Source organism: Arthrobacter sp. ES3-54, from assembly GCF_029504395.1.
In the GTDB taxonomy this organism is placed as follows: domain Bacteria; phylum Actinomycetota; class Actinomycetes; order Actinomycetales; family Micrococcaceae; genus Arthrobacter.
This window is the reverse complement of sequence record NZ_JAQFIF010000001.1, coordinates 226,014-238,840: the sequence shown is the minus strand read 5'-3', so window position 1 is coordinate 238,840 and position 12,827 is coordinate 226,014. Positions and strand designations below refer to the sequence as shown.

Annotated in this window: 6 protein-coding genes, 2 tRNA genes and 1 pseudogene; 2 read left to right on the top strand and 7 right to left on the bottom strand. The window is 67.4% G+C overall.

Annotation, left to right across the window (positions count from 1 at the left end; genetic code table 11):
* Positions 1-82: 82 nt before the first annotated feature.
* The 4 genes from M2428_RS01215 to M2428_RS01200 form a co-directional block, all read right to left on the bottom strand.
* Positions 83-159 (bottom strand) — tRNA-Met (locus M2428_RS01215).
* Positions 160-524: 365 nt separating this feature from the next.
* Positions 525-598: transfer RNA gene (locus M2428_RS01210), tRNA-Met, on the bottom strand.
* 220 nt (positions 599-818) lie between these two features.
* Complete coding sequence (locus M2428_RS01205) at positions 819-3,815, bottom strand: UPF0182 family protein (protein ID WP_277522740.1); 2,997 nt, start codon at positions 3,813-3,815, stop codon at positions 819-821.
* A gap of 216 nt (positions 3,816-4,031) precedes the next feature.
* Positions 4,032-5,180, bottom strand: a complete 1,149-nt coding sequence (locus M2428_RS01200; protein ID WP_277522738.1) for a S16 family serine protease — start codon at positions 5,178-5,180, stop codon at positions 4,032-4,034.
* Positions 5,181-5,437: 257 nt separating this feature from the next.
* Between M2428_RS01200 and M2428_RS01195 the strand changes: the two genes are divergently transcribed.
* Entirely contained in the window at positions 5,438-6,988 is a 1,551-nt protein-coding gene (locus tag M2428_RS01195; protein ID WP_277522735.1) for a zinc-dependent metalloprotease, read from the top strand.
* Between the two features lie 7 nt (positions 6,989-6,995).
* On the opposite strand, the gene M2428_RS01190 is transcribed toward M2428_RS01195, so the two are convergent.
* From M2428_RS01190 to nudC, 3 genes are all read right to left on the bottom strand, one after another.
* Positions 6,996-7,694: a M48 family metallopeptidase gene (locus M2428_RS01190; protein ID WP_277522733.1), complete on the bottom strand. Its 699-nt coding sequence runs from the start codon at positions 7,692-7,694 to the stop codon at positions 6,996-6,998.
* A complete protein-coding gene (locus M2428_RS01185; RefSeq protein ID WP_277523569.1) occupies positions 7,694-9,784 on the bottom strand; it encodes an ATP-dependent DNA helicase UvrD2 in 2,091 nt (696 codons plus the stop codon). The genes M2428_RS01190 and M2428_RS01185 overlap by 1 nt, the downstream gene beginning before the upstream one ends.
* 201 nt (positions 9,785-9,985) lie before the next feature.
* Complete coding sequence (nudC, locus tag M2428_RS01180; RefSeq protein ID WP_277522731.1) at positions 9,986-11,074, bottom strand: NAD(+) diphosphatase; 1,089 nt, start codon at positions 11,072-11,074, stop codon at positions 9,986-9,988.
* Positions 11,075-11,261: 187 nt separating this feature from the next.
* Here nudC and M2428_RS01175 point away from each other — a divergent pair.
* A pseudogene (locus M2428_RS01175) lies at positions 11,262-12,203 on the top strand (macrolide 2'-phosphotransferase); the annotation flags it as partial.
* Positions 12,204-12,827 lie beyond the last annotated feature (624 nt).

The window sequence follows — 12,827 nt, the reverse complement described above, 5'->3', positions numbered from 1 at the left end:
TCCGCAGCGATAGCGTCCGCGGGGAAACAGGAAAGGCCCGGATCATCAGATCCGGGCCTTTCTGTGTACTGCTGGTGTTTCCTGGTTGCGGGGACAGGATTTGAACCTGTGACCTCTGGGTTATGAGCCCAGCGAGCTACCGAACTGCTCCACCCCGCGTCGCTTGATCCACTCTACCCTAGTTTCCGGACCGCCCCGACCACGTGCCCAAGCCAGGTCCAGTCCAGACCGGCCCAGGTCGCTTGCGGTCACGTCCGGTATCCGGGTCCAGTTTCACTATGCCGGTCCAGGGTTTCCGGGTTTCGTTGCGTCAACCCCGCATCGAAGGGAGTTCCAGACACCGCCGTTCACCGCCCGGGGCGCCTTTGGACACGACTCCGGCCCTCGGGTCCGGTGTCCGCGGCGTGTACGTGTCAAAGTGCCCCCGGACCGCATCCGCCGGGGGGCTTTCCGGGGGCGCCCCTGCGGCGCTTAAAGCGAAAGGTCCGGAACACTGTTTCCAGTGTTCCGGACCTCTTCTCCAGTTGCGGGGACAGGATTTGAACCTGTGACCTCTGGGTTATGAGCCCAGCGAGCTACCGAACTGCTCCACCCCGCGTCGCAAGATCAACTCTACCTGCCGGTGAACTTGAGGCCAAATCGAGGTGACGTGATGTGCATCTCGAAGACCGCTGGGCTTCCTCCGTCCACGGGGCACCCCGCGGCCAAAGCCGCGCAGACCGGGGCCCCGTCTACGCCACAGGCCGGGCTTGCCTCTCCGTGGAGGGCAAACCCGGCCTGAGGACCGCGCAGAGCCTGTGCCTGGCTGTAGCGCCGCGTTAGCCGCCCGCCGTCGCTGACGGCGAGGCCGACGGCGAGGCCGTGCCCGCCGGGGCCGCCGGGGTTTCCAGCTTCGCTTCGGCCTCGAGCGCCTTCTGCAAGGCAGCATTCAGCTTCTTCTGCTGCTCACCATAGGTCGCGAAGTCGCCCTTCGCGAGGGCCTCCTGGCCAGCCTTGATCGCGGCGTTGGCCTCGTCCAGGGCGGCCTTCAGTTCAGCCTTCGCGTCGGTGGGGCCAGGTGCTGCCGGTGTCCCACCAGGGGTGGTGGGTGCGGCGGGCGTTTGTCCCTTGTTCGACTTGTCCCCTGCCGCGGCCCCCGAATTTCCGCCGAACAGCTGGTTTAGTGCCTCGTCCAGCGTGGGCGCGAACCCGATCTTGTCACCGAACGCCACCAGGACCCGCTGCAGCGTCGGGTAGGAGGTTTCACCGGTGGACCGCAGATAGACGGGCTGGACGTACGCCATGCCGCCGCCGACAGGCAAGGTCAGGAGGTTGCCGTTGAGCACCGCCGACGCACCCTGGCGCAGCAGGTTGAGGGCCTGCGAAACGGTGGGGTCGGAGTTGAACTTGTTCTGCGCCTGGCCGGGGCCCGGGACCTGGGTCTCCGGCGGGATCTGCAGGAGCCTGAGCTGGCCGTAGCTGTCCGCCTTGACGCCCTTCTTGTTGCCGGCGTCGGAGTCCGCGGCCAGGAAGCCGTAGAGCACGTTGCGGGCGTTGCCATTGACCACCTGCGGGATGAATGACGAGGTCAGCTGGAATGCTGGCTTGTCCTGGTCGGGCATCTTCAGTGACATGTAGTACGGCGGCTGCTTGACCTCGTCCTTGACGGTGGGGTCGTTGGGGACGGACCAGGCGTCAATGTTGGTGTAGAAGCTGTCCGGGTTGGTCACGTGGTAGCGGCCGAGGAGCTCGCGCTGGACCTTGAACAGGTCCTCCGGGTACCGCACGTGGCTCATGAGCGCGCCGGACATCTCGGTATACGGCTTCACCGACGTGGGAAAGACCTTCTGCCAGGCCTTCAGCACAGGGTCCTGGTCATCCCAGGCGTAAAGCGTCACGGAGCCGTCATAGGCATCCACGGTGGCCTTGACCGAGTTGCGGATGTAGTTTACCGAGCTGTTCGGCAGGGCTACCGTCCGATTCGCGGCGGTCTGTGAGTCGGCTGTCGCCGCAGAGAGCTGCTCCTGCTGCGAGTACGGGAAGTACGGGCTCGTGGTGTACCCGTCCACGATCCACTTCACCCTGCCGTCGACGACGGCGGGATAGGGATTGCCGTCCACGGTCAGGTAGGGCGCAACCTTTTCGACGCGGTCGCGCGGGTTGCGGTCGTAGAGGATCTGGGACTCGGCGTTCACGCCGTCGGAAAGCAGCAGGTCCGAGGACTGGAACTTGATCGCGTAGAGGATCTTGTTGAAGAAGCTGCCGACGTTCGGGCCGCCGTTGCCGGTGAAGGTGTACTGCGTTTCGCCGTCGCCTTCCTTGGCCGCGGGCCGATCCTGCTCGCGGTGCGGGGCACCGGCCGGGGCGCCCACGATCGAGTAGTCGGGCGAGTCCTGGCCGAAGTAGACGCGGGGCTGATAGGTCGAATCGTTGCCGAGCGCGCCGGTGGACGGGATGCCCGACTGCAGGAAGTCGGGCTTGCCGTCCACGGTGAACTTGTTGCCCTTGGCTGCGACGACGCCATAGCCGTGCGTGTAGACCACGTGCCGGTTCAGCCAGGACTGCTGGTTCGTGGCCAGCCCGTCCGGGTTGAGTTCGCGGACGGCGATGACCGTGTCCTGGATCTTGCCGTCGATCTCGTAGCGGTCCACATTCAGGGCGCTGGGGAACTGGTAATAGGGCCGGTACTGTTCAAGCTGCGAGAACGCATCCGAGATCAGGTTCGGATCGAGCAGACGGATGTTGGCGGTGGTCTGCGCATCGGGGGCCAGCGCACCGGAGGTGGCGGCGGTGGTGGCGTTGTACCGCTTTTCCTGGACCTTATCCAGGCCGTAGGCGGCGCGGGTCATGGCGATGTTCCGCTTGATGAATTGGTTCTCCAGCGTCTGTTCCGAGGGCCGGACCTGGAACTGCTGGATGACCCAAGGGTAGACGCCGCCGGCCAGGATGGCCGTGATGATGAGCATCGCGGTGCCGATCACGGGCAGACGCCACTTGCCGATCACCGCGGCGACGATGAACAGCACGGCGACGATCGCCGCGGCCACGGCCAGGATGGCCTTGGTCGGAATGACGGCGTTCACGTCCGTGTACAGCGCACCGGCCCAGCGTCCACCGTTGTTCTGCACGGTGGAGTAGCGGTCCAGCCAGAAGTTGATGCCCATCAGCAGCAGGAAGGCAGCGCCCGTGACAGCCAGGTGGATCTGGGCGGCGCGGCTGGTGAAGATCCCGCGTTCCATGATCCGGATGCTGCCGTAAAGGTAGTGCGTGAGGATGCCGGCGAGACCAGCCACCACCGTGACGCTGATGAGGAACCCGGTGACGAAGCCGAGGAACGGAAGGGTCATGAGGTAGAAGCTGATGTCCAGGCCGAACTGCGGATCATTCTGGCCGAAGGGCTCCTGGTTCAGGAACAGGAGCACTTTCTGCCACTGGCTGGCGGCGGCGCTGCCGGCGAACAGGCCAAAGAGGATAGGAAGCCCCACCATCACGACGCGTCGGACGGGTTCGAGCTGGGCCTGGTAGCGGTTCAGGTTGTCCCGGATTTCCGAGTCGGGGGCGTACACCGGCCGCGCATGGTAGGCAATCCGGATGGCGAAGAAGACGGCGGTAAACATGATGGCGAAACCGGTCATGAAGATCCCGATCCTGGCCAGGTTCTCGGTCAGGAACACTTGGAAGAAGCCCAGCTGCTGGTACCAGAGGACATCCGTCCAGACATTGGCGAAGAAGATGAATCCGACCACGATCAGGGCCACGATGATCAGTGTCGGCGTCAGGGCGCCGCGTCGTGTCTGGGGTCTTCCGGGCGGGACAGGGCTGGCGGGACGGGACAAACTCGGTACCTCATAGCTAGTCGTCTACTGCTGATTTTTAGTTATTAGTCGCTGCTGTGACTCAGTTGGGCGACTAAGTGCCGGTATTGCAGGGTTTGATGCATTCTAACGGCCGCCGCTGCCGACCCGTCAGGGCCCTGCAGCAGGGTGCCCGAGGGACGACGGCGGCCGTCACTAATGCCACGAGTGGGGCCGGCGCTTAGTTCCGCGGTCAGTCTAGTTGCTAGTGCATACCGGAAGGCCCGATGTGTCGCCGCCTGACGCGGCCAGTTCCACCGCTTTGCGGGCCTCGGTGAGGTTCTCGACCCGGACCACTTGCAGTCTGTCTGGGATGTGGCCCAGGACGTCGTCGCAGTTGGCTGCCGGGGCCAGGAACAACGTGGCCCCGGCGGACCGCGCCCCCTGCATTTTCTGGGCGATCCCGCCGATGGGTCCCACGGCACCGTCCGGGGTGATGGTTCCGGTCCCGGCGATGTGCTTGCCGCCGGTCAGGTCGCCCGGGGTGACGGTGTCAATGATGCCCAGCGCGAACATCATGCCCGCGCTGGGGCCGCCGACTTTGTCGAGCGAGATGGTGACGTTGAACGGGAACGTGAACTTGTACTGCAGCAAGACGCCGAGGATGTAGCGGCCCGCGCTGTTTTTGGTCGGAGTGACCGTGACAGGCACCCGGGCGCCGGCGCGTTCCACGATGACCTTGACGGGTTTGCCGTTGCCGGCGGCCAGTTCCGCCTGGACGACGCCGAGGGCGGTGATGGGCTTGTCATTGATGGAGACCAAAACGTCCCCTGCCTGCAGCAGTCCCTTCGAGGCAGAGTCGTCCGGGAGGCCGGCCACCTGCATTTTCTGCCCGAACGGAATGTTCAGATCCTTCAGTGCCGCGGCGACGGCGTTCTCCTGGGAGGTGGTCATCGCCGTCGCGCTCTCCTGCTGGGACTGCTCCTTGGTGACGCCGCTCGGGAACAGCAGCTCCTGGGGGTAGACGGCTTTGGTCCCGTTAAGCCATGCCGAAAACGCCTCGACGACGCTGACGGGACCGTTGGGACCGCCGTCGACATAGACAGTGGTGAGGTCCAGGCTGCCCTTGGCGGGAAACGTCTCGTGGCCGCTGACGCTGATGACCGGCTTGCCGTTGTCCTGGCCGATTGTGTTGAACGTGGGTCCGGGAGACTCGATCACGTAGGGCACCGGCAGGCTCACCGCAGCGATGCCCAAGGCCGCGGCCAGCAACCCCGAGACCAGCATGGCTGATGACCGGTTGTTGCGCTTGCGCCGCACGCCAGTGCCTGCCAGCCGCGCCCTTCTGCCCCGGACAGGGCCGGCCGCTGGGTCGCTGGCGGGCTGCTCGCCTTGGGTGACTGTCATTGAACGACCTCTCCGTGCCGGCACAAGGGGCGGCGGCCCCGACAGGACAAGCCTGCGAGGACACCGCGACGAAGCACCAGGGCCGCAGCCTAACCCGAGGCTGCCGCGTGCAAATATTCCAACTTCCAAGCGTACGCGCTCGGCGCCCCGGAGCGCTCTTTGCCTACAGCGAACGTGGCGCGGTTTCGGCAGACAGCCGCTCTTGCCGAGGGGTACCGTGAAGTTGAGAAGCAGCCACACCGACGATCGGCGGGATCATGACCTCCAACCCACTCAATCCGTCCAATGGCGACGAGGAACCCAAGGATCCCTTGGCCGAAATGCTCAAGAACCTGATGGGCGGCCAGGGCATGGGCAATATCGACCCCGCCGAACTCGCCAAGGCCGCCGGGCTCCCGGACGACCCAAACCTCCTGGCCCAGATGTTCTCCCAGGTGCAGGCGATGATGAGCGCCCCCTCGGAAGGGCCCGTGAACTGGCAACTGGCGCATGAGAACGCCCGGCGGGTGGCCGCCAGCGGATCCGACCCGTCGGTCACCGCCCACCAGTCGCGGGAGGTCGATGAGGCCCTCCGGCTGGCCGAACTCTGGCTCGACCAGGTCACGGGGCTTCCGGCCACGGGACTGATCGGCCGGGCGTGGTCCCGTGCCGAGTGGGTCGAGGAAACCCTCGGGACGTGGAAGCGGCTGACGGAGCCGGTGGCCAACAGCATTGCCAATGCGCTCTCCGCCGCCATGACCGAGCAGATGCCCGAGGAAATGAAGTCCATGATGGGCGGCGCCTCCTCGATGATCCAGAACATGGGCGGGGCGATCTTCGGCATGCAGCTTGGCCAGGCGATCGGCGCGCTCTCGGCCGAGGTGGTCAGCTCGACGGACATCGGCGTGCCCCTGGCCGACCTCGAAATGGCGCTCCTGCCGGCCAATGTGGCGAAGTTCGGCGAGGGCCTCAGCCTGCCGGAGAACGACATCCGCCTGTTCCTCGCCGTGCGAGAGGCGGCGCACGCCCGCCTCTTCGTCCAGGTCCCCTGGCTGCGCGGACACCTGCTCGGCGCGATCGAGGCCTACGCCCGCGGTATCCACATTGACACGTCCAAGATCGAGGAACTCGCCCGGGAGATCGATCCCAGCAACCCCGAGGGCATCCAGGAGGCGCTCTCGCAGGGTGTCTTCATGCCGCAGCGCACTCCCGCCCAGGAGCAGGCCCTCGAAAAGCTGGAGACTGCCCTTGCCCTGGTAGAGGGCTGGGTAGACGAACTCACCTGGGGAGCGACCGAGAAGCTGCTGCCTTCCGCCGCTGCGTTGCGTGAAACCGTCCGGCGGCGCCGGGCCACCGGCGGTCCCGCGGAGCACGCGTTCTCCTCCCTCGTGGGCCTCGAACTGCGGCCGCGCCGGCTCCGCGAGGCCGCCACGCTCTGGGCTTTGCTCAAGGCCGAGCGTGGCATGGAGGGCCGCGACGCCGTCTGGCACCACCCCGACCTGCTGCCCACGGCAGAGGACTTGGAGGATCCGCAGGGCTTCAGCGAACGCCGGAAACTCGCAGAAGCCAGCGACAGCGAAGTGGATGACGCCCTGCAGAAGCTGCTCAACGGCGGTTTCGACGAGCCCGCCGGCACCGACACCACGGACACCGGGGGCGAGGCAAAGTCAGAGGGCACTGCGGAGTCCGAGGGCGACGCAAAGTCAGAGGGCACTGCGGATTCTGCAAAGTCCGACGACGCTGCGGAGCCCGGCGCGTCCGGCCAGGAACCGGCCGACGACGACCCTGAGGACCGCGGACCGGAAGACGGCGGCAAACCGAAGGCCTAGTCGATCGCTAAGGGGCCCCGGCCGGGATTTCGGTTCCGTCCGGGGCTTCGTCGTATCCGCCGCCGGGCGCCAGGCCGCGTGAGGTCGCGAACGAGACCCCGTCCAGGAAAGCCTTGGCGCGCTCCGTCTCCGGGTAGGCCGCCAGCAGTCGCCAGAATGCGGCATCGTGGCCGGCCACCAGGAGGTGAGCGAGTTCGTGGAGCAGCACATAGTCGATGACCCACTGCGGCATGGGCTGGAGCTTCGCCGACAGCCGGATGGTTCCTTCGGACGGTGTGGCCGAACCCCAGCGGGAATTCTGGTTGGTGACCCAGCGGACCGAGGAGGGCACCGCCCTGCCGCCAAGGTACTTCGCCGACAGTACGGCGGCGTGGGCGGCAAGGTCGGCATCGCTGCGGGGGCGCCGCCGGCCGGCACCCCGCGCGCCCCGGACCCCCTGGAGCCTGAGTTTTTCGAGCATGCGGTGAACCCATTCCCGTTCCTGGGCCCTGCTGAAAGAGGCGGGGATGGCGACGACGGCGGTGCCGTCTTCCCAGAACGCAGCGACGGTGCGGCGCCGGCGGGCGGACCGGCGGACCAGCACGGGGGCGCCGTCGGCGGTGGTCAGCGGTATGGCCGCCGGAACGGCGCCGGAGCCCCCTGAGCCGACGCGTCCGGGCTTGCCGGCGCGGCCGCTGCCGGCGCCGGGCGTCATTGCGCCGGACATTACAGTGCCGTGCTTTCGGCCAGGACCGTCAGAACAGCCTCGCCGTACTTCTCCAGTTTGGACGGACCCACGCCGGCGAGTTGGGCTAGCTGTTCCAGCGATTCGGGCCGGGCCTCGGCGATGGCGGTCAGGGTGGCATCGGTGAACACGACAAAAGCCGGGACGTCCGCCTCGAGGGCCACGTCCTTCCGCCATTGCCTCAGCGCGTCGAACGTCTGTTCCTCGTAGCTGGGCGGGCACTGGTTGCAACGCCCCACCTTGCGCTCGGCGCCGCTGGAGAGCATGCTGCCGCAGACCCGGCACGACGCCGGGACGGCCGCCTTCCGGCGGGGCGCCGGCCCCTTGCCCCGGAGCTGGGAGCTGGCCACCGAGTCGGGGCGCAGGCCGTCCAGGAAGCGTGAGGGCTTGCGGTTGGAGCGCCCGCCCGGTGTCCGGGCAGTGGACCAGGACAGGAACAGGTGTTCGCGGGCGCGGGTGATGCCCACGTACAGGAGCCGGCGTTCCTCGTCCACCGCTTCCGGAGTGTCCGCGAACGAGATCGGCACGAGTCCCTCGCTCAGCCCGACCAGGAACACGGCGTCCCATTCCAGGCCCTTGGCGGCGTGCAGGGATGCCAGGGTGACGCCCTGGACGGTCGGTGCATGCTGGGCCAGAGACCGTTCCTGGAGCTCGTTGACGAAGTCCGGGAGTGCGAACTGCGGGCCCCTGCTGATCACGAGTTCGTCGGCCAGCGCCACGAGGGCGGCCAGGGATTCCCAGCGCTCCCGGGTCGCGCCCCCGCTGTGCGGCGCCGCATCCGTGTAGCCCAGGGAGGCGACGATGTCGCGGACAAGCTGGCCGAGCGGCTCGGGCGTGGCGGTTTCGGCCACGGCCCGTGTGGCGGCTCGGAGTTGCAGGATGGCGTCCCGGACCTCCTTACGCGCGAAGAACCGCTCACCGCCGCGCAGCTGGTACCCGATCCCGGCCGAGGCCAGCGCTTGTTCGTAGGCTTCAGACTGTCCGTTCGTGCGGAAGAGTACGGCGACCTGGCTCGCCGGAGTTCCGGCGTCGAGGAGTTCGCGGACCCGCGCGGCGACCGTGGCGGCCTCCGCCTCGTCATCCGAACATTCGGTGAACCGCGGCACGGGGCCTGCCGGCCGCTGCGCCACAAGCTGCAGGGGCGTGGCCCAGGCGGCGTCCGCCACGGGACCACCGCTGCGCCGGCCGCCGAGGAGGTCGTTGGCGAGCCTGACAACCTGGGGCGTGGACCGGTAGTCCCGGATCAGCTTGACGACGTGGGCCTCGGGATACATGTTCTTGAAGCCGAGCAGGTGCTTCGGGGAGGCGCCGGTGAAGGAGTAGATGGTCTGGCTGGCGTCACCCACCACACAGAGCTCGTCGCGTCCGCCCAGCCACAGCTCCAGGAGCCGCTGCTGCAGCGGGGAGACGTCCTGATACTCGTCGACGACGAAGTGCCGGTACTGTTCCCGGACGGTCGCCGCCACCTTCGGATCCTCCTGCAGGATGCCTACCGTGATCAGCAGCACGTCCTCGAAGTCAATGACGTTGCGGTCCGTCTTGACGTCCTCATAAGACTGGAAGACCCGCGCCACGGCCGTCAGGTCGAAGCCGCCCGGAGTGCCGCGGCCCTGGGCATTTTCCAGATAGTTGGCCGGGGTCAGCATGGAAACCTTGGCCCACTCGATTTCGGAGGCGAGGTCGCGGATGGAGGCGCGGTCCGTGCTGAGCCGGAGCCGCCTCGCGGCCTCGGCAATCATCTGGGCCTTGTGGTCCAGCAGGTTGGGCAAGGTGCCGCCGACCGCCTGCGGCCAGAAGAACTGCAGCTGGCGCAGCGCCGCGGCGTGAAAGGTGCGGGCCTGGACGTTGCCGACTCCGAGGTCACGGAGCCGGCTGCGCATCTCGGCGGCGGCCCGGGCTGTGAACGTGACGGCCAGGAGCCGCTGCGGGCTGTACACCCCCGAGTGGACCCCGTAGGCGATCCGGTGCGTGATGGCGCGGGTTTTGCCGGTGCCGGCGCCGGCCAGCACGCACATAGGCCCCTGGAGTGTGCTGGCGACCTCGCGCTGCTCGGCGTCAAGGCCGCCGAGGATCCGTTCCTCGAGCGAGCGGGTGTCCGGTTCGGCGGCATCGCCTGGTGTGGCGCCGCCGGATGTGGCGCCATCGGACGGCTCCCCGCCGGGGATAGGGCTGAATTTCAATTGCTCTGTGGTCAATTGCTCTGTGGTCAATTTCTCTGTGGTCACTTGCTGCTCAGTCAGTAGTCGGTGTCCTGCGGATGGGGGCAGGCCGGGTCAGGCGCTGTCCGCGGCGTCCTGAATGACGCCGCCGTACCAGTGTTCAATAAGGGACCGGGCGATGGAGAGCCTGCTGGAAATGACGATCTCGCCGCTGAGGACCGCCTCCTGAAGTTCGCTCCGGCTGAACCAGCGCGCCCTGGTGACCTCGACGCCGTCGGGCCGGGCTTCGGTATCCGGTGTGGTGGCGGTGAAACCCAGCATCAGGGAGGCGGGGAACGGCCAGGACTGCGATCCGAGGTACTGGGAAGCGGTGACGCGGACCCCGACTTCCTCGCCGATCTCGCGCTGCACTGCCTGTTCAAGCGACTCCCCCGGCTCGACGAAGCCGGCGAGGGTCGAATAGTTTCGGGCGTCGAGCGGACCGCCTCCGCCCAGCAGCAGTCTCCCGTCGGGACCCACCACGGTCACGATGATGGCCGGATCCGTCCGGGGAAAGTGCTCGGAGTTATCCGCCGGGCAGCGCCGGACCCAGCCGCCGGCCTCCGGCTGCGTGGGGGTGCCGCAGCGCGGGCAATGGGTGTGGGTGGCGTGCCAGTTGGCGATGGCGCTGGCCTCGATGAACAGCGCCGTGTCCGTGGCGTTCAAGCGTGCCGCGACATCGCGGAAACCCGCCCACTGCGCGTCGCTGGGGATGCCGGCCACGTGGGCCTCGAACTCCTCGGCCCGGACTTCGAACTGGAGCGGCAGAACGAAGAGGACGAGCTCGGTGCCGGCGTCTAGGTCCGAACCTGCCAGGGCCGAACCGAGGTAGATCACGTGTTCCGGAGCATACGGGGTGTTCGCCAAGTGCCCGGCAAGCTCGGCCGCATTCAGGAGCACAAGGCTGCTGTCGCTGATGAGGGCCTGCCGGCCGGAGAGCACCACGGCCTGTGCCGAGCCTGAACTGACCAGCTCCGCCAGCATTCCGGGATTCACCCGGACCGCGGATCCGCGGTCTATCAGTGCCGGGCGCACGGGAAGGACCGTCTCCATCAGGTGGTTTGCCGGCAGATGCACCGGCGGTGCTGCACCTTCGGATGTCGAGGATTCGGAGGGGGTTTTTCCTGATGTCGGTGATGATGCCGGTGACTCCGCAAGACTCATATACCCACCGTACTGACTCGGGCAGACAATTGACATTTGCCACCCACGCCGCCGCGCGCTCCACGGGGTGTGCGGGATAGGCCGTTTGCCGCAGATTTAGCCCTAGTTTTGCCCTCATTTACGCCCGATCTCAAGACTCGCCGGAGTGCATCGCCGTCTTCGGCGCCGCTCGACCTACCGTGGAAGGGTGAGAAGGAAACCTATCGAACTGGCAGCTGTAGCAACAGCGGCGGTCCCCGGCCTGACCCCGACCGCCGTCAGCTCAGCGCCCGACGATCCGGCGGACTTCGACGCAGCCCTCCTGCTGGACTCCGAGGGCAAGCGTTGGCGCGTCCGCTCCCCCCGGCACGCCGAAGCCAGCGCCCGGCTGGAAACCGAATTCCTGGTTCTGCGGGCCTTCGCTCCCGGCATCCGGGCCGAACTGCCGTTCCTCATGCCCACGGTGGCGGGAACTGTCCGGCAGGGCCAGCTCAGCACGTTCGTCTACTCGCACCTGGCCGGCGCCACCCGCTCCTTGGACGACCTCAGCAGCGGCTCCCCCGCCGTTGCCCGCGAAATCGGGGCAGCGTTGGCTGCGATCCATGATCTCCCGCGGTCACTTGTGAGCAATGCCGATCTGCCCAGCTACACCCCCAACGAATTCCGCCAGCGGCGCCTCAACGAACTGGACCAGGCCGCCACGACCGGAAAAATCCCGCCGCTGCTGCTGCGGCGCTGGGAACACGCCATGGAAGACGTCTCCCTCTGGCGCTTCAATCCCTGCGTCGTTCACGGCGACCTCCACGAGGACAACCTGCTGGTCGACGGCGACCGGGTGACCGCCGTGACGGGCTGGACCGACCTGCGCATCGGCGACCCGGCCGATGACATGGCCTGGCTGGTCGCCTCGAACGAACAGGACTTTGTGAACGCGGTCCTGGATCACTACACCTCCAACCGGCGCGATGTTCCCGATGCCCATCTGCTGCGGCGGGCTGCGCTGTCCGCCGAATTCGCCCTGGCGCAGTATCTGGTCAAGGGCATGGCCGCCGGCAACCAGGACATGATCGACGAGGCTGAGTCCATGCTCGCCACCCTGGCCGACGACGTCGCGGAACACGGCGGCCAGCCCATCAGCGTGGAACCGCTGCCGCAGCCGGTCGCGGCACCCGCAGCCGGTGCAGAACAAGCCGCTACCACCGGTGCCGATGGGCCGACGGCGACGCCCGCGGCTGCGGCCGCTCCGGCACTTCCGGCCAATCCGGCCAACGGGACGGCACCCACCGTCAGTAAGGTCACGCTGATGCCTATGGAGCCGGTGCCCGGTGCCGCTCCGGCTGGGGATGCCTCTGCGGAATTCAGCGCCATGCCCGCTGTCCACGTCACGCCGATCCCGCGGGACACGGAGGCTGACGCACCGGCGGCTGTCGCGCAGCCTGTCGCAGACACGAGCACAGTCGAGGACACAGTTGCCGACGCCGACGCCGACGCCGAGCCGGGCGCCGGGTCCACCGGCGACATCACCGGCGCCTCCCCTACCTCCGACGCCGCCGCCGAGGCTGATGTCACTAAAAACGATGCCCCGCAGGCAGCGCGTCCGGACGCCGACGCCGGTGAGGCCGGGGAAAGCGCCGAGGCTGCGGCTCACCCCGCCGACGAAACGTCGACGCAATCGATCGCCGTCATTCAGCCGGATTCCGCCGCGCAGTTGGATTCCGCCGCGCAGTTGGATTCCGCAGTGCAGACGGACTCCGCTGCGCAGCCCGGCTCGGGC